This window comes from Lysobacter oculi, assembly GCF_003293695.1.
GTDB lineage: Bacteria > Pseudomonadota > Gammaproteobacteria > Xanthomonadales > Xanthomonadaceae > Solilutibacter > Solilutibacter oculi.
The window spans coordinates 348,420-373,750 of record NZ_CP029556.1 but is presented as its reverse complement, the minus strand read 5'-3'; the positions used below and the strand labels follow the sequence as shown (position 1 = coordinate 373,750).

Annotated in this window: 22 protein-coding genes and 1 pseudogene; 6 read left to right on the top strand and 17 right to left on the bottom strand. The window is 65.9% G+C overall.

The features are described from left to right. Positions 1–36 precede the first annotated feature (36 nt). Positions 37–2,232 carry a S46 family peptidase gene (locus tag DCD74_RS01790; protein WP_112925808.1) on the bottom strand — a complete coding sequence of 732 codons (2,196 nt, stop codon included), beginning with the start codon at positions 2,230–2,232 and terminating at the stop codon, positions 37–39. A 134-nt stretch (positions 2,233–2,366) separates the two neighbouring features. Between DCD74_RS01790 and tdh the strand changes: the two genes are divergently transcribed. Further along, positions 2,367–3,389, top strand: a complete 1,023-nt coding sequence (gene tdh / locus DCD74_RS01785; RefSeq protein WP_112927613.1) for an L-threonine 3-dehydrogenase — start codon at positions 2,367–2,369, stop codon at positions 3,387–3,389. 160 nt (positions 3,390–3,549) lie between these two features. After that, positions 3,550–4,740: a glycine C-acetyltransferase gene (gene kbl / locus DCD74_RS01780; RefSeq protein WP_112925807.1), complete on the top strand. Its 1,191-nt coding sequence runs from the start codon at positions 3,550–3,552 to the stop codon at positions 4,738–4,740. Between the two features lie 60 nt (positions 4,741–4,800). Here the strand turns inward: kbl and DCD74_RS01775 are convergent, their stop codons facing one another. The 3 genes from DCD74_RS01775 to DCD74_RS01765 form a co-directional block, all read right to left on the bottom strand. Next, a complete protein-coding gene (locus DCD74_RS01775; RefSeq protein ID WP_112925806.1) occupies positions 4,801–5,505 on the bottom strand; it encodes a pseudouridine synthase in 705 nt (234 codons plus the stop codon). A gap of 46 nt (positions 5,506–5,551) precedes the next feature. Beyond that, positions 5,552–6,076 (bottom strand): hypothetical protein, encoded by a 525-nt coding sequence (locus DCD74_RS01770; protein WP_407072221.1) that lies wholly within the window; start codon positions 6,074–6,076, stop codon positions 5,552–5,554. 183 nt (positions 6,077–6,259) lie between these two features. Further along, positions 6,260–7,369, bottom strand: a complete 1,110-nt coding sequence (locus DCD74_RS01765) for an OmpA family protein (protein WP_112927611.1) — start codon at positions 7,367–7,369, stop codon at positions 6,260–6,262. 562 nt (positions 7,370–7,931) lie between these two features. On the opposite strand from DCD74_RS01765, the gene DCD74_RS01760 reads away from it, so the two are divergent. Continuing rightward, entirely contained in the window at positions 7,932–8,390 is a 459-nt protein-coding gene (locus DCD74_RS01760) for a cell wall hydrolase (protein ID WP_112925805.1), read from the top strand. Positions 8,391–8,486: 96 nt separating this feature from the next. Continuing rightward, on the top strand, positions 8,487–9,101 hold the full coding sequence (locus tag DCD74_RS01755; RefSeq protein ID WP_112925804.1) for a glutathione S-transferase family protein: 615 nt from the start codon (positions 8,487–8,489) through the stop codon (positions 9,099–9,101). 72 nt (positions 9,102–9,173) lie between these two features. On the opposite strand, the gene prpF is transcribed toward DCD74_RS01755, so the two are convergent. From prpF to acnD, 3 genes and pseudogenes are all read right to left on the bottom strand, one after another. Continuing rightward, entirely contained in the window at positions 9,174–10,364 is a 1,191-nt protein-coding gene (prpF, locus tag DCD74_RS01750; RefSeq protein WP_112925803.1) for a 2-methylaconitate cis-trans isomerase PrpF, read from the bottom strand. Positions 10,365–10,430: 66 nt separating this feature from the next. Continuing rightward, positions 10,431–11,006, bottom strand: a complete 576-nt coding sequence (locus DCD74_RS01745) for a 2'-5' RNA ligase family protein (RefSeq protein WP_112925802.1) — start codon at positions 11,004–11,006, stop codon at positions 10,431–10,433. Continuing rightward, positions 11,003–13,632: pseudogene (gene acnD / locus DCD74_RS01740) on the bottom strand (Fe/S-dependent 2-methylisocitrate dehydratase AcnD). The gene DCD74_RS01745 and the pseudogene acnD overlap by 4 nt, the downstream one beginning before the upstream one ends. Before the next feature lie 155 nt (positions 13,633–13,787). Here acnD and DCD74_RS01735 point away from each other — a divergent pair. Then, positions 13,788–15,818 (top strand): NADPH-dependent 2,4-dienoyl-CoA reductase, encoded by a 2,031-nt coding sequence (locus DCD74_RS01735; RefSeq protein WP_112925801.1) that lies wholly within the window; start codon positions 13,788–13,790, stop codon positions 15,816–15,818. Positions 15,819–15,841: 23 nt separating this feature from the next. Here DCD74_RS01735 and DCD74_RS01730 read toward each other — a convergent pair whose 3' ends face one another. The 10 genes from DCD74_RS01730 to DCD74_RS01685 form a co-directional block, all read right to left on the bottom strand. Beyond that, a complete protein-coding gene (locus tag DCD74_RS01730) occupies positions 15,842–16,318 on the bottom strand; it encodes a potassium channel family protein (RefSeq protein ID WP_112925800.1) in 477 nt (158 codons plus the stop codon). Positions 16,319–16,328: 10 nt separating this feature from the next. Then, positions 16,329–17,483 (bottom strand): bifunctional 2-methylcitrate synthase/citrate synthase, encoded by a 1,155-nt coding sequence (prpC, locus tag DCD74_RS01725; RefSeq protein WP_112925799.1) that lies wholly within the window; start codon positions 17,481–17,483, stop codon positions 16,329–16,331. A gap of 13 nt (positions 17,484–17,496) precedes the next feature. Then, on the bottom strand, positions 17,497–18,390 hold the full coding sequence (gene prpB, locus DCD74_RS01720) for a methylisocitrate lyase (RefSeq protein ID WP_112925798.1): 894 nt from the start codon (positions 18,388–18,390) through the stop codon (positions 17,497–17,499). Positions 18,391–18,445: 55 nt separating this feature from the next. Then, positions 18,446–19,075: an RluA family pseudouridine synthase gene (locus tag DCD74_RS01715; RefSeq protein ID WP_112925797.1), complete on the bottom strand. Its 630-nt coding sequence runs from the start codon at positions 19,073–19,075 to the stop codon at positions 18,446–18,448. Between the two features lie 54 nt (positions 19,076–19,129). Continuing rightward, positions 19,130–20,113, bottom strand: coding sequence for a malate dehydrogenase (locus tag DCD74_RS01710; RefSeq protein WP_112925796.1), 984 nt, complete (start codon positions 20,111–20,113; stop codon positions 19,130–19,132). A 45-nt stretch (positions 20,114–20,158) separates the two neighbouring features. Continuing rightward, positions 20,159–21,358 carry an aminotransferase class I/II-fold pyridoxal phosphate-dependent enzyme gene (locus DCD74_RS01705; protein ID WP_112925795.1) on the bottom strand — a complete coding sequence of 400 codons (1,200 nt, stop codon included), beginning with the start codon at positions 21,356–21,358 and terminating at the stop codon, positions 20,159–20,161. Between the two features lie 155 nt (positions 21,359–21,513). After that, entirely contained in the window at positions 21,514–22,329 is an 816-nt protein-coding gene (locus DCD74_RS01700) for a lysozyme inhibitor LprI family protein (RefSeq protein ID WP_162615828.1), read from the bottom strand. 19 nt (positions 22,330–22,348) lie between these two features. Continuing rightward, the gene (locus DCD74_RS01695; RefSeq protein WP_112925793.1) at positions 22,349–22,594 is read right to left on the bottom strand and encodes a DUF6868 family protein; all 246 of its coding nucleotides are present in this window, start codon (positions 22,592–22,594) and stop codon (positions 22,349–22,351) included. 51 nt (positions 22,595–22,645) lie between these two features. Continuing rightward, positions 22,646–23,140 (bottom strand): peptidylprolyl isomerase, encoded by a 495-nt coding sequence (locus DCD74_RS01690; protein WP_112925792.1) that lies wholly within the window; start codon positions 23,138–23,140, stop codon positions 22,646–22,648. 24 nt (positions 23,141–23,164) lie between these two features. Beyond that, positions 23,165–23,392 carry a hypothetical protein gene (locus DCD74_RS01685; RefSeq protein ID WP_112925791.1) on the bottom strand — a complete coding sequence of 76 codons (228 nt, stop codon included), beginning with the start codon at positions 23,390–23,392 and terminating at the stop codon, positions 23,165–23,167. Positions 23,393–23,482: 90 nt separating this feature from the next. On the opposite strand from DCD74_RS01685, the gene typA reads away from it, so the two are divergent. Then, on the top strand, positions 23,483–25,327 hold the full coding sequence (gene typA / locus DCD74_RS01680) for a translational GTPase TypA (RefSeq protein WP_112925790.1): 1,845 nt from the start codon (positions 23,483–23,485) through the stop codon (positions 25,325–25,327). The last annotated feature ends 4 nt before the right edge of the window (positions 25,328–25,331 follow it).

The window sequence follows — 25,331 nt, the reverse complement described above, 5'->3', positions numbered from 1 at the left end:
ACAAAGGTCATGGCTCGCGCGTCCGGCGGCACGCGCTCAGCGGCGCGGCAGCTTCATTTCATCGAGCAACCAGTGCGCCGGATAGACCTTGTCCATCAGCCAGCGCATGTAGCGCGCATCCACGTGCACCGCACGCTTGTAGCGCGGGTCGAACATCCAGCTGGCGCTCACCGACTCCCAGTTGCTGTCGAAGTTGATGCCGATCAGCTTGCCTTCCGCATCCATCACCGGCGAACCGGAATTGCCGCCGGTGGTGTCGAGGTTGGTGAGGAAGTCGACCGTCTGCGTCTTCAGCACCGGGTCGGCGGTGTTGCCGAAGTCGCCTTTCGCGATCGCCGCACGCAGCGCTTTCGGCGCATTGAACGGATCCACGCCGGTGTGCTTCTGCAGGATACCGGCGACGGTGGTGACCGGCGTGTACTCCACCGCATCGCGCGGGGCCAGCGACTGCACGCGCCCGAAGCTCACCCGCAACGTGGAGTTGGCATCCGGATACACCGCCTTGCCCTGCGATTCGCGATAACCGATCAGCGCACGCATGTAAGCCGGGCGCAGGCGCAGCAGTTCGCCGTCGCGTGCCTTGCCCTCATCCTCGATGCGCAGGATCGCCGGCATCAACGTGGCCGCCGCCTTGAGCAGCGGGTCGGTGTCGGCGGACTGGGCCAGGTTGGCGGCGTCGGCGGCGATATCACCACTGCTGCGCATCAGGGCCAGACGTTCGGCTTCGTCGCCCAGCTTGGTGCCGGCATACATCGCATCGAGTGCTTTGGTGGCCGCCGCCGCATCCCCACCGAACACCGCATCCACCTCGGCGATGCGCTGGTTCTTCGGCAGCGCGTAATAGCGCTTCAACAGGTCGGCGAGCAGCGCCTTCTCCACTTCCGGCGCATAACGGCGCTGCACCTGCTTGAGGCGGCCTTCGATCAGCGCTTCGTCGCGCTGCTGGTAGCCGGACTCGCGTTCCGCATCCGGCTTGCCGCGCTCGATGACGAGGCGCTGCAGCGTCACCGCCGAATTGAGCAATTGCGTGGTGCTGCGCATCGCCGAAAACAGCTGGTCGCGCTCGCGCGTGGCCTGCCCCTGCGCCAACAGCTGCTGCATGCGGTCGATGTCGCTGCGGGTCGCCTTCGCATCAGGCTGCTTGCCGAGCCAGGCCAGCATCGCGGCTTCGTCGGCGTTGCGCACGCGCACGGCGTCGCTACGCTTCAGGCCTTCCAGTTCGCCCTGCGCACGCTTCAACGTGTTCTTGAACGACTGCACCTGCGAGGCGTATTTCACCGCGGCATCGCTGCCTTCGGGCGCGCTGGCGGCGATGTCCTTCAACAGGCTGTCGTACAGCGCCACGCGCGAAGGCAGCTGCCAGTCGATCTGGTTGGCGAATTCCGCGGCACTGCGATGGCGGTAGGTGGTGCCCGGATAGCCGGCGAGCATCGCGTAGTCACCATCCTTCACCGCCGCCGTGCTGACCTGCAGGTGCGCGGGCGGCGCGTACGGCACGTTGTCCGGACTGTAGACCGCCGGCTTGCCGTCCTTGCCGACATAGGCGCGCAGGAAGGTGAAGTCGCCGGTGTGGCGCGGCCACATGAAGTTGTCGATCTCGTCTCCGTAGTTGCCGATGTCGCGCGGCGGCGCATAGACAAGGCGGATGTCCTTCAGCTCCAGCTGCTTGACCCGGTAGAAATCGGTGCCGTAGTACATGTTGACCACGCTGCAGCGATAGCCGGCATCGGCCTCGCAGGCCTTGACCTCGGCCTTGCTGGCGGCTTCCACGGCGTCGTAGTAGGCGCGCCCGGTCTTGCCGCGCGCGTCCTTGAGGATGCGGTCGGTGATGCGGTCGAAGCCGGTCGTCACCAGCACGCGGAAGTCCGGGTTGGCCGGTAGTTCACCCGCCATGTCGGGTGCGACGAAGCCGTTGCCGATGAGGTCGTGTTCCTTCGAGCTGTTGTACTGGATCACCCCGAAGGCGACATGGTGGTTGGTGACGATGAGCCCCTGGCCGGACACGAAGGCGCCGGTCGCGCCGCCCACCTTCACCACCGCGGCCAGCGGCGGACGGGTGACATCGGCCAGCTTCGCGACTTCGCCACGGTAGCCGGCGGCCTTCATCTTCGCGGCGATGTCAGGCAGCTGCATCGGCAGCCACATGCCCTCGTCCGCGCGCGCCTTGCCGTTCGCACCTACGCCGCCCACCAGCGCGGCACCTGCCGCCATCGCCCACATCGTCCTGCGCATTCCACCCATCCTGTCGTCTGGTCGAAGGTCCATTATCGATGCCGCGGCCGGTCGGGCATGTGCAGGCGGTCACGGCTGAGGCGGTAAAATGCGCTATTGCACCGCACAACGGACCCCCAATGACGCAGCAGACGATGAAGGCGCTGGTGAAGCGCGAGGCCGCGAAAGGCATCTGGATGGAAGAGGTGCCGGTGCCGGTCGCCGGCCCCAACGAGGTGCTGATCAAGCTGGAGAAGACCGCGATCTGCGGCACCGACCTGCACATCTACCTGTGGGACGAGTGGAGCCAGCGCACCATCAAGCCGGGGCTGGTGATCGGCCACGAGTTCGTCGGGCGCATCGCCGCGATCGGCCCGGGCGTGGCGGGGTATTCGGTCGGCCAGCGCGTGTCCGCGGAAGGCCACATCGTCTGCGGGCACTGTCGCAACTGCCGGGCCGGCAAGCAGCACCTGTGCCCGAACACGGTGGGCATCGGGGTGAACCGCGACGGCGCCTTCGCCGAATACATCGTGATGCCGGCCACCAACCTGTGGCCGATCCCCGACCAGATCCCGGGCGAGCTGGCCGCGTTCTTCGACCCCTACGGCAACGCCGCGCACTGCGCGCTGGAGTTCGATGTGGTGGGCGAAGACGTGCTGATCACCGGCGCGGGCCCGATCGGCATCATCGCCGCCGGCATCTGCAAGCACATCGGCGCGCGCAACGTGGTGGTCACCGACGTCAACGACTACCGCCTCAAGCTCGCCGCCGACATGGGCGCGACGCGCGTGGTCAACGTCGCCAACACGCCGCTCAAGTCGGTGATGGCCGACCTGCACATGGAAGGTTTCGACGTGGGCCTGGAGATGAGCGGCAACCCGCGCGCCTTCGGCGACATGCTCGACTGCATGTACCACGGCGGCAAGATCGCGATGCTCGGCATCATGCCCAACGGCGCCGGCATCGACTGGGACAAGGTGATCTTCAAGGGCCTGACGCTGCAGGGCATCTACGGCCGCAAGATGTACGAGACCTGGTACAAGATGACGCAGCTGGTGCTGTCCGGCTTTCCGCTTGGCAAGGCGCTCACGCACCAGCTGCCGATCGATGAATTCCAGAAGGGCTTCGAACTGATGGAATCCGGCAAGTCCGGCAAGGTCGTGCTGAGCTGGAATTGAAACCAGCCAGTCACGAAATCTCTCCCGCGATGGTCGGAGATGCCGCTGCGCGACACGCCGTGAATACGTCCATGTAGGCTCATACGCGGCATCCATGCCGCGTAAGGTCGCGCTTCGGCACGCTCCGACCACTGCCAAATACCACCAGAGGCCGCAATCCATGTCCCTCACCGACCGCTACGCCACCACCCTCGACGAAATCCGCGACGCCGGCCTGTTCAAGTCCGAACGCATCATCGCCAGCCCGCAGTCGGCGGAAATCACGCTGGAAGACGGCCGCACCGTGCTGAACTTCTGCGCGAACAACTACCTGGGGCTGGCCGACCATCCGGACATCATCGCGGCGGCGAAAGATGCGTTGGACAGCCACGGCTTCGGCATGGCGTCGGTGCGCTTCATCTGCGGCACGCAGGACCTGCACAAGCAGCTGGAGAAGACCATCGCGGACTTCTTCGGCACCGAGGACACCATCCTCTACGCCGCCTGCTTCGATGCCAACGGCGGTCTGTTCGAGCCGCTGCTGGACGAGAACGACGCGATCATCTCCGACGCGCTCAACCACGCCTCCATCATCGACGGCGTGCGCCTGTGCAAGGCCAAGCGCTACCGCTACGCCAACTGCGACATGGCCGATCTGGAAACGCAGCTCAAGCAGGCCAAGGCCGATGGCGCGCGCACGATCATGATCACCACCGACGGCGTGTTCTCGATGGATGGCTTCATCGCCCCGCTCGATGAAATCACCACGCTCGCGCGCAAGTACGGCGCGCTGGTCCACATCGACGAATGCCATGCCACCGGCTTCCTCGGCGCCAGCGGCCGCGGCAGCGCCGAGGTGAAAGGCCTGATGGACAGGATCGACATCTTCACCGGCACGCTCGGCAAGGCGATGGGCGGCGCACTCGGCGGCTTCACCACCGCGAAGAAGGAAGTGATCGAACTGCTGCGCCAGCGTTCGCGTCCCTACCTCTTCTCCAATTCACTGCCGCCGCATGTGGTGGCCGCCGGCATCAAGGCATTCGAGATGCTCTCCTCGGCCGGCGAACTGCGCGAGCAACTGGCCGAAAACACCGCCTACTTCCGCGAGGAAATGGGCAAGCGCGGTTTCGACATCAAGCCCGGCGTGCATCCGATCAGCCCGGTGATGCTCTACGACGCGCCGCTGGCACAGAAGTTCGCCTCGCGCCTGCTTGAGGAAGGCATCTACGCCATCGGCTTCTTCTTCCCCGTCGTGCCCAAGGGCCAGGCGCGCATCCGCACGCAGATGAGCGCGGCGCATACGCGCGAACACCTGGACCGCTGCATCGACGCGTTCACCCGCATCGGCAAGGAACTGGGCGTCATCCAGTAATCGATGCGCCTACATGGGCGGGCGCATCACGACCCGCCCTGTCCTTGATGCTTCGATGGCTCAGCGATTGAGCATCGCGAGCTCCGCGGCATCGAGCTCACGCCAGGCGCCCTTGGCGAGATCACCCAGCACCACCCCTCCGATCGCCACGCGCACCAGCCGCAGCACCTCGAAATCCAACGCCGACAGAATGCGGCGGATCTGGCGGTTGCGTCCTTCGTCCAAGGCGATCTCGAGCCAAGCGTTGCGTTCGCCAGCGCGCAGCAGGCTCACCGCCCGCACGGCCAGATGCTCGCCTGCCTCCACTACGCCTTCGCGCATCCGCTGCAGCGTGTCGGTATCGGGTAAACCGGCGACCTGCACGTGATAGGTCTTGGCGGGCCCGGTGGCGGGGTCGGTGATCGACGCCGCCCATTGCGGATCGTTTGAAAACAGCAGCAACCCTTCGCTCGCCTTGTCGAGCCGCCCGACCGGCGCGATCCAGCCTAGGTCATGGCCGTCGAAGCAGCGATAGACCGTGTCACGCGCACGTTCGTCCTGCGCGGTGGTGAGCAGCCCGCGCGGCTTGTTGAGCATGAGGTAGCGACGCGCCGGCGACGCCGCGGGCTGGCCGTCGATGAAAATCCCGCCTTCGTCTTCGGGCGTCGGCGCTTCGGGATCGGTGATGATGCGGCCGCCAAGCCCCACCCTGCCGGCCCGGATCATCCGTTCGGCTTCCGCGCGCGAGCACAGCCCACGCTTCGACATCACCCGCGCCAAGCCCATCCTGCGCGGGGCGCCGGCTTTCCTCACGGATGTACGAAGGCGAGGCTTACGGCTTGGTCGGCGGTGGCGTGACCTGCGGCAGCTGGGGTGCAGCACCGGTCGTCGGCGCCGACGCGGACTGCGCCGGGCGCGCCGGCACAACGCGTACACCCTTGGCCTTCATCCACGCATCGAATTCGTCGGCGGTCATGCGCCTGCCGTTCTGCGTCATGTCGAAGCGCCACGGCGTGTTGTCCCACTGCGTCTGCGGCTTGTAGGCCGCCTGGTCGTTCGGGTTCACCGGACGCGGCGCCGGGATCGCGTTGGCAAAGCTGTGGCAGCTTTCGATCTTCATGCGCAGCAGCACCTGGTCGGCCGACACCGCCTGGTCGTAGGCGCGCGACAGCACGCCGGTCGGCGCACCCAGGTCGGAATACGGGGAAGCCAATTCCTGCGACACCGCCGGCAGCACATCGGGTGACGAAGGCAGCGCGCGCGGCACGCCTGCGCAATTCGGTGACTGTGCATTCGCCCATCCGGCGACCAGCAGGAGGGGAAGCATCATCAGGCGTTGGGACATCGCGCGCTCCATCGTTGCATAGGAAACAGGCATGCGTGTTTGCATCCCCGACCCCGGGAAATGTAGGCGAAAACGCTTCGTCTTGAAACCCTGCGCGTCACGCATCACGACTGCTTTCACTTAATGCGTTGTCATCGCGCAAAAAAAGAAACCCGGCCGAAGCCGGGTTTCTTTGTCTTGCTGCTGTGCGCCAGATCAGTTCTGGACGTTCAGCTCGGTGCGACGGTTGCGCTCGTTCTTGCAATCCGGCAGCGTCTGCGGGGTGTTCTCCAGCGGACGGCTCTCGCCGTAGCCGACCGGGCCCGACAGACGACCGGCGTCAATGCCGTTCGAGGTCAGGTAGTCGTACACGGCGCGGGCGCGACGCTCGGACAGGGCCTGGTTGTAGGCATCGGAACCGCAGAGGTCGGTGTGACCGGCCACTTCAGCGCGGATGTCGGGGTAACGCTTCAGGATCTCGATGCCTTCGTTCAGGATGGCGATCGCGTCCGGACGCAGCTTGGACTTGTCGAAGTCGAAGTTGACGCCCTTCAGATCGAAGGTCACCGGAACCGGGCAGCCGTCCGGACCGATGGTCTGGCCAGCCTGCGAACCCGGGCACTTGTCGTTGCAGTCGTTGACACCGTCACCGTCGCTGTCCATGTCGGCGCAGTTCGGGGTGGCCGGCGGCGGGGCGACCGGGGCCATCGGCTCCGGGCCAAGCGCCACGGTCAGGCCGACCGAAGCCAGCATGTCGATGAACTTGTCTTCCTGGGCGGCAGCCGGACGGGCCTGGATTTCGTCGAAATCGGCGCGGGCAGCCAGCTCGGTGCGGAGGTCGACGCGACCGAAGTCAGCCTGCAGACCCACACCGACCTTGGCGGCGACGTTGTTGTCTTCATGCTGGGCCGGGCAGGAAGCCTGCATCGGGATACCCGAAGCCGGACCGCAGATGGCGGCGAACTCTTCCTCGTGACGCTGCATGCCGACACCGAACAGCAGGTACGGCCACCACTTGCGATCCGCATTGCGGAAGTGGTAACGCGCATCAACCGAAGCGCCGTACTGGCTCCACCACAGGTTCGGGTTGGCCGACTTGTCCGGGTTCTGGTAGTTCAGCTCCAGATCCACCGACCAGTTCGGGGTCCAGAACTTGCCGAAGCCCAGCGTGCCGAAGATGGCGTCTTCAGTACCGCGGTCGTTGTCCTGGAAGTTAACGCCGGTGGAGGCGGAGACGTACCAGCGGTCGTCAAACTCCTGGGCGACTGCGGAATGTGCAACACCCATGCCGCACAACAACGCGGCGCAGAGGAGTTTCTTGTTCATGTCGAGCTCCTTGATCAAAAGGTCAAACAGGGTAGGTAAAACGATGAAACGGAATCTCTGGTCATGACGGCCAGCTGCTCGTCACCGCGATGAAGCCTACGGTTGCGCATGTGAAAGCCGCGTTAACAATAGCATAACAGTTCCCTTGACAAGCCCTTTGTTCAGCTGCGGGTCGAGTAGCGGGAAAAGCGTATGTAGGGATATTTCGCCAGGCATGGATAACCGGCTGGAATACCGGCTTTGATTCTAGCCTGAATATCGGCTTCTCATTCTTCAACCTATTATCGGGATCCGGCTGGCGCGCCTTCCACATCCCCACCACAAACCGGGCCTGGAAATGTAAATCCCCATTCAGCTGGGGTTAGGACTCGCGTTCGTACCGTGCGCCCACTTTCACCAAGCCGCCATTCACATTGATTGAGCGGCACCCGGCGGATCCTCCGCCTTGGGCAGAAGGTGTGCCATAGAGCCGCCGCCCTCCCCTGACGCCATGTCGAAGCAATGCCGCTCCCGGATGACCGGAAGCAGCCGCGCTTCGACGCAACGAGCAAGGAGTACGACGATGAAGCTTGCCTGGATCCTTTGGCTTGCCTCGATTCTTCCGCCGCAGGCCGCGGATTCCCTGTGCCTGTCGGCCACGCTGTATCTGGAGGCCCGTGACCAGTCGGTGCGTGGCCAGCAGGCCGTCGCCGAAGTGGCGCTGCGCCGCGAGGACAGCGGCCTGTGGGGCGATTCCATGTGCAAGGTGGTCACCGCCCGCAAGCAGTTCGCACCGACCCTGGTCTCGCCGCAGACCCGCCTCAGCAACACCGAGGCCTGGGCGCAGGCGGTCACCATCGCCATCGAGTCCGAGCGCAACTGGGCGTTGCCGGACGGCCAGCGCAAGGAAATCGTGCCGGGCGCCAGCCACTTCATGGCGCACGACATCGCCAGCCCGAGCTGGCGCAACGCCTATCAGGTCGCCACCATCGGCGATCACACCTTCCTGAAGGTGCAGCCGCTGCGCGCCAAGCGCGGCTGATCGAGCCACCCACGCAACGGAGCGTTTGCCGCTCACGTCATGGGTTTTTAGCGCCGGCGCCCCCATCATGGCGATTCCCCTTATCCCGGAGTCGCCATGAAGCTCTATTCCAAGCCCGGTGCCTGCTCGACCGCCGACCACATCGCCCTGCAGTGGACCGGCCAGCCGTTCGAGGTCGAAGTGGTCACGGCCACGCAGATCAAGGAGCCCGGCTTCCTGGCCCTGAACCCGGCCGGTTCGGTGCCGGTCATCGTCGATGGCGACTTCGTGCTGACCCAGAACGCGGCGATCATGGGCTACATCGCCGACAGCTATCCGGATGCCGGGCTCGCCGGTGACAACAGCCCGCGCCAGCGCGCCGAGGCGACCCGCTGGCTGGCCTTCTGCAACTCCGACCTGCACCCGTCCTTCCTGCCGCTGTTCGCGCCCGGGCTGTTCATGTCCGGCGCCGACAACTACGACACGGTCAAGGAACTGGCCGCCAAGCGCGTCCGCAAGCATTTCGAGACCGCGGACAAGCGGCTGGGCGAGGCCGGCGGCTGGCTGGCCGGCTTCCGCAGCTTTGCCGACCCTTATCTATATGTGACGATGGGATGGGCGAAGAAGCTCGGCATCGACCTGACCGGCCTCGACCATCTGGCTGCCTTCCACCAGCGCATGTCCGCCGATCCGGGCGTGCAGGCGGCGCTGAAGGCCGAAGGCTTGATGTAAGCCCCGCTTCGTCGCATCGCCCAACAAAAACCCCGCCTCGGCGGGGTTTTCCGTTTCCGGTGGCTGCCGGCATCAAGCGTCCTGCGGGTCCGGCACCCGGACCGTACCTTCCATCAACACACGGGCGCTGCGGCTCATCACCGCCTTGCGGACCACCCACTGCCCATCGACCTGCTCCGCCGCGGCACCGACCCGCAAGGTGCCGGAAGGGTGGCCGAAGCGGACCACGTCGCGGGTGCCGCCGCCGGCCGCTTCGTTCACCAGCGTGCCGGGCACCGCAGCCGCCGAGGCGATGGCGACCGACGCCGTGCCCATCATCGCGTGGTGCATCTTGCCCATGGAGATGGCGCGGACATTCAGGTCGATGTCGCCCGCCTTCACCGCCGCGCCGCTGGAGGAGAGGTAATCCCGGGCCGGCGCGACAAAGGCCACCTTCGGCGTCAGCGGGCGCTGCGCGGCCTTCGCCACGTCATCGACCAACCCCATGCGCAACGCGGCCTGCGCGCGGATGGCCTCGAGCCGGGCGAGTGCCGGCTTGTCCTCGTTGATGGCGCCCTGCAGTTCGGTGCCGTCGTAGCCGAGCGCGGCGGCATCGACGAACACGGTCGGCACGCCGGCATTGATCAGCGTGGCGCGGAAGCTGCCGTGGCCGGGGACTTCAAGGTCCTCGACCAGATGCCCGGTCGGGAACATCGCCCCGCCGTCCTCGCCTTCATCGGAAGGATCGAGGAACTCCAGCTGGATCTCCGCCGCCGGGAAGGTCACGCCGTCCAGTTCGAAATCGCCGGTTTCCTGCACTTGGCCGCCGGTCACCGGCACGTGGGCGACGATGGTCTTGCCGATGTTGGCCTGCCAGATGCGCACGGTGCAGAGGCCGTCTTCGGCGAAACGCGCGGCATCGATGAAACCGTTGGCGATCGCGAACGGACCCACCGCCGACGACAGGTTGCCGCAGTTGCCGCTCCAGTCGATGAAGGGCTGGTCGAGCGGCACCTGGCCGTAGAGGTAGTCGACATCGTGATCGGGCTCGGACGAGCGCGCGATGATCACCACCTTGCTGGTGCTGGAGGTGGCGCCACCCATGCCATCGGTGTGCTTGCCGTAGGGGTCGGGACTGCCGATCACCCGCATCAGCAACGCATCGCGCGCCGGGCCCGATGCACGCGCGAATTCCGGCAGGTCTTCCAGGCGGAAGAACACGCCCTTGCTGGTGCCGCCGCGCATGTAGGTGGCGGGGATGCGGAGTTGCGGGGCATTTTTCATCGGATCGGCCTGTTGGAGGGTGGTTACGGCGTGTGTGCGTGCGTGGGTGCGGCGCTGCGGGCGCACTCAGAACATGCCGAACTGCTGCTGCGGGGGATCGATTTCCGGCAGCAGCGGCCAGCGCCCGATGACCTCGTAGCGGTAAGGCTGGCCAGCGCCGATCACCAGCATGATTTCATCGAGCGTCCAGTCGATGGCCGGCGACACATCGATCTTCTCCAGCATCTCCGGCGCGCCATAGCTCAAGGTCACATGCGGGGTCACGCCGGTCGCGATGTCGGGGTGTCCGGCTTGCTTCAACGCCGCCTGCACGACGGCTTTCAGGTCCTCGAAGGCCTTGGGCTTGCCGCGTGCGCGCAACGTCCATTGGATCTTGCCGGCCTGGGTCAGCTGCGAATCGATGCGGTTGAACGACAACGTGCAGGCGTGGGCGCGAATCGCATCGCCCACCGTCATCAGGGATTCGATGTCTGCATCGGATGGATCGAAGATGCGCTCGGACAACGATTGATGCCAGTTCTCCGGCGCAAACAGGTCACGCCCGAGGCGCAGGTCCAGCTTGTGCGCATGGACCACGGCCTGCATCGCCGCCACGACAGATGGCGATGGCAACGCGGCGAAGAACAGCCGCGGCTTGCTCACGGAGCGATGGCTTTCGGCGCGGCCGCCAGGAAGTCCTGCGCAAACCGCTGCAGCACGCCACCCGCTTCGTATACCGAAACATCTTCATCACTGTCGAGGCGGCACAGCACCGGAATCTGCACCGCCTCGCCGTTCCTGCGATGCATCAGCACCATCAACTTCGCGCCCGCCGCGATGATGCCGCGCACGTCGAACGTCTCGGTGCCATCAATGCCGTAGGTCTTGCGCGTCTCGCCCGGCATGAATTCCAGCGGCAGCACGCCCATGCCGATCAAATTCGTGCGATGGATGCGCTCGAAGCCTTCCGCCACGATCGCTTCCACGCCCGCGAGTCGCACGCCCTTCGCCGCCCAGTCGCGCGACGAACCTTGCCCGTAATCCGCGCCGGCGATGATGATCAACGGCTGGTCGCGCTGCATATAGGTTTCGATCGCTTCCCACATGCGCATGGTGTCGCCTTCCGGCTCGACGCGTGCGAGTGATCCCTGCCGCACGCTGCCATCGTCGTTGCACACCATTTCGTTGAACAGCTTCGGGTTGGCGAAGGTGGCGCGTTGTGCGGTGAGGTGATCGCCGCGATGCGTCGCGTACGAATTGAAGTCCTCTTCGGCCACGGCCATCTTGAACAGGTATTCGCCGGCCGCGCTGTCGCCCATGATCGCGTTCGACGGCGAGAGATGATCGGTGGTGATGTTGTCGCCCAGCACCGCGAGCGGACGCAAACCAGTGAGGCCACGCGGCTTGGCCAGCGCGCCTTCCCAATACGGCGGGCGGCGGATGTACGTGGACATCTCGCGCCAGTCGTACAACGGCGACACCTTCAGGCGCGTGCTGCCGCTGCGGTCGAACATCGGGTCGTAGACGGCGGTGAAATGTTCCGGCTTCACCGCCTGCTTCACCAGCGCGTCGATCTCGGCGTCGCTCGGCCAGATATCTTTCAGGTACACGGCGTTGCCATCCGCATCGGTGCCAAGCGCATCCTTCTCGATGTCGAAGCGCACCGTGCCGGCAATCGCGTACGCGACCACCAACGGCGGCGATGCGAGGAACGCCTGCTTCGCGTACGGATGGATGCGGCCGTCGAAGTTGCGATTTCCGGACAACACAGCGGTCGCGTACAGATCGCGGTCGATGATCTCCTTCTGGATCGCCGGATCCAGCGCGCCGCTCATGCCGTTGCAGGTGGTGCAGGCGAAGGCGACGATGCCGAAGCCGAGTTGTTCCAGCTCCGACTTCAATCCGGCTTCTTCCAGATACAGCTGCACGGCCTTCGAACCCGGCGCGAGTGACGACTTCACCCACGGCTTGCGAAGCAGTCCCTTCGCATTCGCGTTGCGCGCGAGCAGACCGGCGGCGATGACGTTGCGCGGGGATTCGACGTGTTGGTGCACGAGGTGATCGCGGCGATGATCACCGCGCCATCCGGCATCAGGCCTTCGGCCTGCTGTGCGTGTCCTGCCGCGAGTTTCGCTTCATCGGCGATGCCGCGCGATGCCAGCTCTTCCACCGGCAATTTCGCGTGCGGATTCGACGGACCGGCCATCGTGCGCTCGACGCCGGACAGGTCGAACGTCAGCACGCGTTCGTATTCGGCAGTCGCGAGCGCGTCGGCCCACAGGCCCGCGGTCTTCGCGTAGGTTTCGACCAGCGCGACCTGCGCATCGCCGCGCCCGGTCAGGCGCAGGTAGTCCAGCGTGTTCTGGTCGATGTAGAACATCGCGGCGGTCGCGCCGTATTCGGGCGCCATGTTGGAAATCGTCGCGCGGTCACCGACCGTCAATGCCGATGCGCCTTCGCCGAAGAATTCGAGGAAGCCACCGACCACGCGCTCCTTGCGCAGGAACGCGGTGAGCGAGAGCACGATATCTGTCGCGGTGATGCCTTCGCGCGGCTTGCCCGTGAGTTCAACGCCGACGATGTCCGGCAGGCGCATCCACGATGCACGCCCCAGCATCACGTTCTCGGCTTCCAGGCCACCGACGCCGACCGCGATCACGCCGAGTGCATCCACGTGCGGCGTGTGCGAATCGGTGCCGACGCAGGTGTCGGGATAGGCGACATCATCAAGCACACCGATCACCGGCGACATCCGCTCCAAGTTGATCTGGTGCATGATCCCGTTGCCCGGCGGCACCACGTCCATGTTCTCGAAGGCGTGGCGCGTCCATTCGATGAAATGGAAGCGATCGTCGTTGCGGCGGTCCTCGATGGCGCGGTTGCGCGCGAAGGCATCGCGGTGCGTGCCATCCACCTCCACCGCCAGCGAGTGGTCCACGATCAGCTGCACCGGCACCACCGGGTTCACCTGCGCCGGGTCGCCGCCCTGCTCGGCAATCGCATCGCGCAGGCCGGCCAGGTCCACCAGCGCGGTCTGGCCGAGGATGTCGTGGCAGACCACCCGCGCAGGGAACCACGGGAAGTCGAGTTCGCGCCTGCGTTCGATCAGCTGCGTCAGGTAGGCGTCGCGCATCTGCGGATCGGCCTTGCGCACGATGTTCTCGGCGAACACGCGGCTTGAGTACGGCAGGCCCGCGTAAGCGCCTCGCTTGATCGCATCGACCGCCTCACGGGCATCGAACCATTCAAGGGCGGTGCCGGGGAGCGGCTTCCGGTGTGCGGTGTTCATGAGCGTACTCGCTTGAAGGGGCTTCGGTTCGCGAAACGCACAGAGGCTGCGTTCGCGCCATCCCGCCATTTTGCCAGAGCGCGACATCCCGGCCGGCCGTCACCCCGTCCCGCCGCAGGTTCCTCCATGCCCGTACGCCCCTGTATCTTTGCCCGATGGACACCACCACCACGCCCTACCCGCACCTCTTCGCCGCGCTCGACCTGGGCTTCACCACCCTGCGCAATCGCGTCCTGATGGGCTCGATGCATACCGGGCTGGAAGACCGCGCCCGCGACTTCCCCAAGCTCGCGCGCTATTTCGGTGAACGCGCGGCCGGCGGTGTCGGGCTGATCGTCACCGGTGGTTTCTCGCCGACGATCAGCGGCTGGGTCGCGCCCTTCTCCGGCACGATGCAATGGCCGTGGCAACGCGCGCGCCACCGCACCGTCACCGATGCCGTGCACGCGCAGGGCGGCAAGATCTGCCTGCAGCTGCTGCATTCCGGGCGCTACGGCTTCCACCCGCTGATCGTCGGCGCGACCAACAAGAAGTCCCCGATCACACCGTTCAAGCCACGCGCGTTGTCGGCGCGCGGCATCGACAGGACCATCGACGCCTTTGCCCGCAGCGCCAGGCTGGCGCGCGAGGCCGGCTACGACGGCGTCGAGATCATGGGCAGCGAAGGCTATCTGCTGAACCAGTTCACCGTGCCACGCACCAACACCCGCGCCGATGCCTACGGCGGCGACATCGAGAACCGCATGCGTTTTGCGGTGGAAACGGTGCGCCGCGTGCGCGAGGCCTGCGGACCGGACTTCATCATCGTGTACCGGCTGTCGATGCTTGATCTGGTCGAAGGCGGCAACGACTGGCCGGCGATCGTCGCCCAGGCCAAGGCGGTCGAAGCCGCAGGCGCGACGCTCATCAACACCGGCATCGGCTGGCACGAGGCGCGCGTTCCCACCATCGCCACCAGCGTGCCGCGCGCCGCGTTCACCGGCGTCACCGCCAAGCTGCGTGGCGAGGTCGCCCTGCCGCTCATCACCACCAACCGCATCAACATGCCCGAAGTCGCGGAAGCCGTGCTCGCGCGTGGCGATGCCGACATGGTGTCGATGGCGCGACCGCTGCTGGCCGATCCGCACTGGGTCAACAAGGCCGCGCGCGGCGATGCACAGCGCATCAACACCTGCATCGCCTGCAACCAGGCCTGCCTCGACCATGTGTTCGAAAACAAGGCCGCGACCTGCCTGGTCAACCCGAGTGCGTGCCGCGAGGACGAATTCACTGCAACGCCCGCGTCAACCGTGCGGCGCATCGCGGTGGTCGGCGCCGGCCCGGCCGGATTGGCCTGCGCGACGACGGCGGCCGAACGCGGCCACCACGTCACTCTGTTCGATGCGGCGGCTGAAATCGGTGGTCAGTTCAACCTGGCCAAGCGCATCCCGGGCAAGGAGGAGTTCCACGAAACCCTGCGCTATTTCGGCACCAAGCTGGAAGACAGCGGCGTCGAACTGCAGCTTGGTACGCGTGTCGATGCGGCGATGCTGCAGGGCTTCGATGCAGTGGTGGTGGCGACCGGCGTGAGCCCGCGCAAAGTGGCTTTCCCGGGTGCCGACCATCCGAAGGTCGTCAGTTATCTGGATGTCCTGCAGGGGCGCGTGCAGGTCGGCGCGAAGGCGGCGTTGATCGGCGCGGGCGGCATCGGGTTTGATGTCGCCGAGTACCTGGCCCAGGGTGATGTGCCTTCGCCCAGCCTTGATCCCCATCACTGGATGCGCGAATGGGGCGTGGATGCGGCATTCGACAGCGCCGGTTCGCTCGTCGCCGCGCAGCCCGATGCTTCAGCGCGCGAGCTGTGGCTGCTGCAACGCAGCCCCGGCAAGCCGGGCAAGCGCCTCGGCAAGACCACCGGCTGGATCCATCGCGCATCGCTGAAGGCGAAGGCGGTGACGATGCTGGGCGGCGTGGAATATCTTGGTGTCGATGACAGCGGCCTGCGCATCAGTGTGGATGGCCAGACGCAGACCCTGCCGGTCGACCATGTGGTGATCTGCGCCGGGCAGGAACCGCGCCGCGAACTGGCCGACCAACTGGCCGGCAGCGGCATCGACATCCACATCATCGGCGGCGCCGATGTCGCGGCGGAGCTGGATGCCAAGCGCGCCATCGAGCAAGGCACGCGGGTCGGCCTGCAGCTGTAATTGCAGGCTGCGCGGGACCGGGCTCAACCTTCCTCGCGCGGGCGCCAGAGGCGCGACATCTCCAGATAGGTGAACGACGCCGACCAGGTGATCAGCAGCAGGCCGGTCAGCGATTCAAGCCCGGCCAGCAGGCGGATCGCCCCGACCGGGGCCAGGTCGCCGAAACCGAGCGTGCTGTAGGTGGTGGCCGAGAGATAGATCGCGTCGAACAAGGTGTCCATGTCGTGTTCGCCGTGCACGAAGCCGGTGTCCGGCAGCTGCACCAGGAACCAGTACGCCACGCCGTAGCACCAGATTTCGGCCACGTGCAGGCCCAGCAGCACGAAGATGATGCGCAACATCACCCGCCGGTCATGCCGCGCCGGGCGCGTCACGTAGCGCATCGCCAGCCAATGCACGCCTTCGTAGTGGATCAACACCACCAGCGCGGTGACCAGGCCGGCGGCCAACGCCACCAGCCCGTACTCACCCCAGAGCTCGCCCGGGATCAGCCAGTCCATCGACCGCGCCTCAGCGCGCGGCAAGCTCCACGTAATCTCGGTCTTCCGGCCCGGTGTAGTTGGCGCTCGGGCGGATGATCTTGCCGTCCTCGCGCTGTTCGATGACGTGCGCCGACCAGCCGGTGGTGCGCGCGATGACGAACAGCGGCGTGAACATCGGCGTCGGCACGCCCATCATGTGATACGCCGATGCGCTGTACCAGTCGAGGTTCGGGAACATCTTCTTGGTGTCCATCATCAGGTTCTCGATGCGCTCGCTGACATCGAACAGCACCGGGTTGCCGCCCTCGCCGCAGAGCGAACGCGAGATATCCTTGATGATGGGATTGCGCGGATCGCCGATGGTGTACACCGGGTGGCCGAAGCCGATGATGATTTCCTTCTTCTCCATCCGCGCCTTGATGTCGGACTCCGCGCCATCCGCGCTGTCGTAGCGGCTGATGATGTCCATCGCCACTTCGTTCGCGCCGCCATGCTTGGGGCCACGCAGCGCGCCGATGGCACCGGTGATGCACGAGTACATGTCGGAACCGGTGCCGGCGATGACACGCGCGGTGAAGGTGGAGGCGTTGAATTCGTGCTCGGCGTAGAGGATCAGCGACTTGTCGAGCGCGTCGGCATGCAGTTCGCTGGGCACTTCGCCATGCAGCAGGTGGAGGAAGTGCGCGGCCACGGAATCGTCATCGGTTTCGACGTCGATGCGGCGGCCATTGCGGGTGAAGTGCCACCAGTACAGCAGCATCGAACCGAAGCTCGCGATCAGCCGGTCGGCGATGTCGCGCGCCTCGGACGCGGGATGGCCTTCGCGCTCCGGCAGCACTGTGCCCAGCACCGAGCAACCGGTACGCATCACGTCCATGGGGTGCGCGTTGGCGGGCACAAGTTCCAGCGCATCGGTGACGATGGCGGGTAGGCCACGCAGGCGCTTCAGCTTGGTCCTGTAGGCCTTCAACTGCGCGGCGGTCGGCAGGCTGCCGTGGACCAGCAGGTGCGCGACTTCCTCGAACGTGGCCTGGGTCGCCAGGTCCTTGATGTCGTAGCCGCGGTAATGCAGGTCGTTGCCGCTGCGACCGACCGTGCACAGCGCGGTGTTGCCGGCGGGCGTGCCGGAGAGCGCGACGGACTTCTTGACCTTCGGTGCCGCGGCTTCGGTGTTCTCGCTCATCGTCGTCTCCTGGTTATGGGGTGTCGTCGGTCTTGCCGGAAAACAGCGCGTCAAGCTTGTCCTCGTAGGCGTGGTAGCCGAGGAAGTCGTACAGCTCCGCGCGGGTCTGCAACTGGTCGATGGTGTTCTTCTGCGTGCCTTCGCGGCGCACGGTCTCGTAGAAACCGAGCGCGGCCTTGTTCATAGCGCGATAGGCGCCGCAGCAGTACAGCGCGATGTCGACGCCGGCTTCGCGCAGTTCGTCGGTGGTGAAGAACGGGGTCGAACCGAATTCGGTGAGGTTGGCGAGGATCGGCACCTTCACCGCGGCCTTGAAGCGGCGGTAGTCGTCCAGCGTCTTCATCGCCTCGGGGAAGATCATGTCGGCGCCGGCTTCGACATAGGCCACCGCGCGCTCGATCGCGCCATCGATGCCCTCCACCGCCGCGGCATCGGTACGCGCCATCAGCACGAAGTCCCTGTCGGTCTTCGCGTCGACGGCGGCTTTCACCCGATCGACCATCTCCGCCTTGGTCACCACTTCCTTGCCGGGGCGATGGCCGCAGCGCTTCTGCCCGACCTGGTCTTCCATATGCACCGCGGCCACGCCGATGCGCTCGAAGTTGCGGATGGTGCGCGCGATATTGAACGCCCCGCCCCAGCCGGTGTCGATGTCGACCATCAGCGGCATGCCGGTGGCATCGACGATGCGGCGCGCGTCGGTCAGCACGTCTTCCATCGTCGAGATGCCGAGGTCGGGTATGCCCAGCGAGTTGGCCGCGACGCCGCCGCCGGACAGGTACAGCGCGCGGTAGCCGACGCGCTTGGCCATCAGGCCGGCGTAGGCGGTGATGGCGCCCATCACCTGCAGCGGGGTTTCTTCGGAGAGGGCAGCGCGGAAGCGCGCGCCGGCGGAAATCGCAGTCATGCGGGACTCCTTCGAAAAGGGGATTTTACGGCAGCGCGTGTTGGCCGCGCCGGATTCAGAACGGCACTGTGGAAGCCAGCGACAGCGGCTGGCCCAGCGCGGGATGGATGAAGTCAATGCGTGACGCATGCAGGCAGGTGCGCGGCGCCGGCGTCGCGCCGTAGAACACATCGCCCACGATCGGATGACCCAGGCTGGCCAGATGCACGCGCAACTGGTGGCTCCGACCGGTGACGGGCGTCAGTTCGAGCCGCGTGCGTGCGTTGCCGGCATCACGCGCCGTCACGTTCCAGCGGGTGAGCGAAGGTTTGCCGCGCTCGTGGTCCACCACCTGGCGCGGTCGGTTGTCCCAGTCGCAGACCAGCGGCAGGTCGATCTCGCCTTCGTCATCGGCCACCACGCCTTCCACCCACGCCTCGTAGCGCTTATCGATCTCGCGGGCGGCGAAGGCGCGGCTCAGCGCGCGATGGGTGTCGGCATCACGCGCCATCACCATCAGGCCGCTGGTGACCTGGTCCAGCCGATGCACGATGAGCGCTTCGGGAAAGCGCTGCTGTACGCGCAAGGCCACGCTGTCGTGGTGTTCGGGCAGGCGGCCGGGCACGGACAGCAGGCCGGCGGGCTTGTCCATGACCAGCAGCTGCGCATCGACATACAACAGGGGGATATCGCGGATCGACAACATGGTTTCGCAAAAAACAACGGGGAGGCCTGAGCCTCCCCGCGATTCGTCACTGCATCAGAGCAGGTGGGCCACGCCGGAGCGCTCTTCCTCGAGCTCGGCCAGCGTCTTGTCCATCGCCGCACGGCTGAAATCGTCGATCGGCAGGTCCTTGACCACGGTGTACTCGCCGTTGGCGGTGATCACCGGCACGCCGTAGATCACGCCTTCCGGCACGCCGTAGCTGCCATCGCTCGGCACGCCCATCGTCACCCATTCGCCATCGCTGCCGAGCGCCCAGTCGCGCATGTGGTCGATGGCGGCGTTGGCGGCCGATGCCGCCGACGACAGGCCGCGCGCTTCGATGATCGCAGCGCCGCGCTTGCCCACGGTCGGGATGAAGGTGTTGGCGTTCCAGTCGGCGTCGTTGATCCTGTCCTTCAGCGATGCGCCATCGACGGTCGCGAAGCGGTAGTCCGGGTACATCGTCGGGCTGTGGTTGCCCCACACGACGAGCTTGCGGATGTCGGCCACCGGCACGCCGGCCTTGTTGGCCAGCTGCGACAGCGCGCGGTTGTGGTCCAGGCGCAGCATCGCGGTGAAGTTCTTCGCCGGCAGGCTGGGCGCGGACTTCATCGCGATGTAGGCGTTCGTGTTCGCCGGGTTGCCGACCACCAGCACCTTGACGTTGCGGCTGGCGACCTTGTCCAGCGCCTTGCCCTGCACGGTGAAGATCTCGGCGTTCTTCAGCAGCAGGTCCTTGCGCTCCATGCCCGGGCCGCGCGGCATCGCGCCGACCAGCAGGGCGTAGTCGGCATCCTTGAAGGCGACTTCCGGATCATCGGTGCCGACCATGCCGGCCAGCAGCGGGAAGGCGCAATCTTCAAGCTCCATCATCACGCCCTTCAGCGCGGCCTGCGCCTTCTCCAGCGGCAGTTCCAGCATCTGCAGAATTACCGGCTGGTCCTTGCCGAGCATTTCACCGGAAGCGATGCGGAACAGCAGGGCATAACCGATCTGGCCGGCAGCACCGGTGACGGCAACGCGGACGGGGGCTTTCATGGACGAGGACTCCTGATGCGTGGAATGGAACGATGAGGGACCGGCTCAGGCGAGCTCGGCGAAGAATTCCTTGAAACGGGCCAGGCCGGGCGCCAGCTGCGGCGTCGGGCAGGTGTAGCTGATGCGCAGGCTGCGCGGCTCGCCGAACGCCGAGCCCGGCACGCAGGCCACGCCCTTGGCTTCGAGCAGCGCGCTGCACAGGTCGACGTCGTTGGCGATGACCTTGCCGCCGTGCGACTTGCCGTAATACGCGCTGACATCGGGGAACACGTAGAACGCACCCTGCGGACGCGGGCAGACGATGCCGGGAATGGCGTTCATCACCTCCATCACTTGGTCGCGCTTGGCCTGGAACTCGGCGCACTTCTCCGTCGGCACGTCCTGCGGCCCGGACAACGCGGCGATGGCCGCGGCCACGGTCACTTCCGGCAGGTTGGTGATGTGGTTGGAGTTCATCGTGGTCACGGCATTCGCCACCACTTCCGGCCCGGCCATGAAGCCCACGCGCCAGCCCGGCATGCCGTAGGTCTTGGACAGCGAGTCGATGAAGATGACGCGGTCGCGCAGTTCCGGGCGCGCCTGCACGAAGTTGTGGTAGCCGATGCCGTCGAACACCATCCGGTTGTAGATGTCGTCGGTGATCACCCACGTATCGGGATATTTCGCGATGACATCGGCCAACGCGGAAATTTCCTCGCGCGTGTAGACCATGCCGGTCGGGTTGTTCGGGTTGTTGAACAGGAACACCTTGGGCTTCTTCGCCAGCGCGGCGTCGAGCTGGGCCGGGGTGATCTTGTAATCCTGCTCCGGCGGGCACGGCAGCAGGTCGATCTTCGCGTTGACGATCTCGGCGATGTCGAGATAGCTGGTCCAGTACGGAATGGCGAAGGCGATCGCGTCACCCTCGTCCAGCAGCGCTTCGGCCAGGTTGTAGATGACATGCTTGGCACCGACGCCGGTCGCGCAGTTGGCGCGCGCGTAGCCGGTCAGGCCGATCTGTTCGATGTGCTTGAGGAAGGCATCCAGCAGCGCATCCGAACCGCGGTTGCTGCCGTACTGGCCGCTGTCCTTCGACAAGGCCTCGCGCGCGGCCTCATAGACATGCGGACCGGGCAGGAAGTTCGGCACGCCGATGGAGAAGCTGACGATGTCGCGGCCTTCGGCCTTCAGTTTCTTGGCCTTTTCGGCGACCTGCATGATGGCGCTGGGCTTGGCGCGACCGATGCGCTGGGCAAGCTGGGGCATGGGGGAATCTCCGGGATTTCCTGCATGGGGGACGCGGCGGCGCCGGCCCCGGGAGCCCAAAATATTAACACGCCACCTTGGCCCGACCGCCTTCAACCAAGGTCCAACAAAGCTGGCCCGGGCCGCGGTCCGGCCAGCGGATACAACGACCCACACTATTCCGTGACGGGCTCGCCGGTCGCGTAGTTCTGGTCGATGTAGCGGATCCAGTCGCCATAGGCCTTGGCCAGGCACAGGCTGTCGTTGCAGGCATCCAGCTGCTTGATGGCGGCGGCCCGGGTCGTCGCGGCATCCACGCCCCGCTCGCCCAAGGTCTTGAAGCGCGACGCCATGTCGCGGTCCAGGCGCAGCAGGTCCTCGTTCTTGCAGACGGTGCGGGCGCGGAATTCGCTGGCGGCGTTGCAGTCCACCGTGCTGGCCCAGCCGGTGATGGGCGCCGCATTCAGCTGCCCGATGGCCGTGGACAGCATCGGTTTCTCTTCCGCTGCCTGCACCAGCGCGGTGTCCAGATCGTTCCAGTCGCGCAGGAATGTCAGCGTTTCGGTCCTGCCATCGGCATAGGTCACCCGCAGCCCCTCGCCTTCGGGCAGCAGGCGTAACGTCATCTTTTCCTTCGTCGGTGATTCGCGGAACCCGAACGTGATGCTCTGGTTCGCCAGGTTCACCTGGTCGGTCAGCACATCCATACCCACGCCGTTGCGGTTGACGAACATGGCGGTGTCCACCATGTGTCCGAGCCGGAAGATGGTTTCATCCTCTTCAGCCACGTGCTCTTGCTGCGTGCGCCAGACGCCGTCGATCATCGCCACGAATTCGTACTTCGCGCGGTCCTCGTCGACCGGCACGCCGGCCGTGCCGCCGGGCGCCTCGACCGGCTCACCGGACGCGCGTGGCTTGCAGGCCGCCAGCACCAGCAGGCACAGCGCGAGCATCGCGTACTTCAACCACTTGTCATCGGCATCCCTGCGCATCATCCCCACTCCGGATCGGTCAGAAGAACACGGTCAGCACCAGCCACGGCACCAGGAACAGCAGCAGCACGCCGATCTTGTAGACCGCCATGCCACCGTAATGCAGCGCATCGAAAGTCTCGCGCGGGAGGCGGAACCAGCGCGCGTGCAGACGGTAGAGCGCGTCACCGGCCAGCGTGAAGGCCGCGAACCAGACGATCAGCACCGCGTAGTTGAGCAGCGCGGCCCAGCCCAGGAACGCCCGGAACATGTCGATGTCGTGCATGGCGCGGCCTCCGGAAACAGAAGGGCCGGCGCAATGGCCGGCCCCGGTGGATCAGGCGGAGAGGAGCTTGTTCCACTCCTCGACACGGTCGGCCTTGGCGGCCAGCGCGGCGTCGGCATCGCCCTCGATGCGGATCGACTTGATCGCATCGCCCTGGCGGACGCTGTCGACGATGTCCTGCCCTTCCAGCACCTGGCCGAAGACGGTGTGCTTGCCGTCCAGCCAGTCGGTCTTGATGTGGGTGATGAAGAACTGGCTGCCGTTGGTGTTGGGGCCGGCATTGGCCATCGACAGCGAACCCCGCTGGTGCGGCACGCCGTTGCGGGTCTCGTCTTCGAACTTGTAGCCCGGGCCGCCGGTGCCACGGCCCTGCGGGCAGCCGCCCTGGATCATGAAGCTGTCGATCACGCGGTGGAAGTTGAGCCCGTCATAGAAGCCGCGCTTGGCCAGGTTGACGAAGTTGGCCACGGTCAGCGGTGCCTTCTCGGGGTACAGCTCCAGCTTGATCGGGCCGCGGTCGGTGTCGATGGTGGCGGTGAGGGCCATGGGGTTCTCCTTGGGAATGGATGGTCAGGGCGTGCGCGCGGCACGCGACTGGCGGATGAACAGCAGCATCGCCCATGACATGGCGATGGCGCCGACGATGATCAAGGGCCAGCCCCAGCGGGCCGGCAGGCCGATGGCGGCGGCGGTATCGGGGGCGACGAGGGCCAGCATGCCCAGCACCAGCGCGGCGGAGCCAGCCAGATCGAGGGCCAGCCAACCCCAGCGGCGGGGGCGTGAAACGGTCGTGTCCATCAGTCGGTTCCTGCCACAGTCGTGCAGTTATAATACCGCCCCTTCCCCAACTACCCTTGGCCGCAGCCCGCTGCTCGTGGCCCTTTCCCGATGTCCATCCAAAACCTCCGCAACATCGCCATTGTCGCCCACGTCGACCACGGCAAGACCACCCTCGTCGACCAGCTGCTCAAGCAATCCGATACGTTCGACGAACGCACGGTGCTGGCGGATCGCGTGATGGACAGCGGCGACATCGAAAAAGAACGCGGCATCACGATTCTTTCGAAGAACACCGCGATCAAGTGGAAGTCGCCCGAGGGCGAGGAATTCCGCATCAACATCGTCGACACCCCCGGCCACGCCGACTTCGGTGGCGAGGTGGAGCGCGTGCTGTCGATGGTGGATTCGGTGCTGATCCTGGTCGACGCGATGGACGGCCCGATGCCGCAGACGCGCTTCGTGACGCAGAAGGCGTTCGCGATGGGCTTCAAGCCGATCGTCGTCATCAACAAGGTGGACCGCCCGGGTGCGCGCCCGGCGTGGGTGCTGGACCAGACCTTCGACCTGTTCGACCGCCTCGGCGCGACCGACGAGCAGCTCGATTTCCCGGTGGTCTACGCCTCCGGCCTGAACGGTTACGCCGGCATGGACGAGTCCGTGCGCGAAGGCGACATGACCCCGCTGTTCCAGGCGATCATCCAGCACGTGTCGGTGCCGCCGGTCAGCGAGGAAGGCCCGTTCCAGATGCGCGTGACCAGCCTCGACTACAACAACTACGTCGGCGTGATCGGCGTGGGCCGCATCCAGCGCGGCAAGGTCAAGACCAACCAGCAGGTGACGGTGATCGGCACCGACGGCAAGACCCGCAACGGCAAGGTGCTGCAGGTGCTCGGCTTCATGGGCCTGGACCGCATCGAAGTGCCGGAAGCGCAGGCCGGCGACATCATCGCGTTCTCCGGCATCGAGAACCTCGGCATTTCCGAGACCGTGTGCGACCCGTCTGCCGTCGAGCAGCTCGAAGTGCTGTCGGTCGATGAGCCGACCATCTCGATGACCTTCCAGGTCAACGATTCGCCGTTCGCCGGCGTGAAGGATCGTTCGGGCGGCAAGTTCCTGACCAGCCGCCAGCTGCGTGACCGCCTGACCCGCGAAACCGCGCACAACGTGGCGCTGAAGGTCGAGGACACCAGCGACGCCGACAAGTTCAAGGTGTCCGGCCGTGGCGAACTGCACCTGTCGATCCTGATCGAGACGATGCGCCGCGAAGGCTACGAGCTCGCCGTGTCGCGCCCGGAAGTGATCATGCGCGAGATCGATGGCGCGATGCAGGAGCCGTACGAGCAGCTCGTCGTCGATCTGGAAGAGCAGTTCCAGGGCGGCGTGATGGGCCGCCTCGGCGAGCGCAAGGCGCTGCTGCAGAACATGGAACCCGACGGCAAGGGCCGCGTGCGCATGGAGTTCATCATCCCGGCGCGTGGCCTGATCGGCTTCCAGACCGAATTCCGCACGCTCACCGCCGGCACCGGCCTGCTGTTCCACGTGTTCGACCATTACGGCCCGAAGGCGGATGGCGCCATCGGCCAGCGCCAGAACGGCGTGCTGATCTCCAACGGCACCGGCCCCTCGCCGGCCTATGCGCAGATCGCGATGCAGGAACGCGGCCGCCTCTTCATCGAACCGGGCGAGGAAATCTACGAAGGCCAGATCGTCGGCATCAACGCCAAGGACAACGACCTCACCGTCAACGCCCTGCGCGGCAAGCAGCTGACCAACTTCCGCGCCTCCGGCACCGACAAGGACGAAGGCCTGATCCCGGCGATCAAGTTCTCGCTGGAACAGGCGCTGGAATTCATCGACGACGATGAACTGGTGGAAGTGACCCCGCGCCAGATCCGCCTGCGCAAGAAGTTCCGCACCGAGAACGACCGCAAGCGCGCCAGCCGCTCGGCCTGAGCTT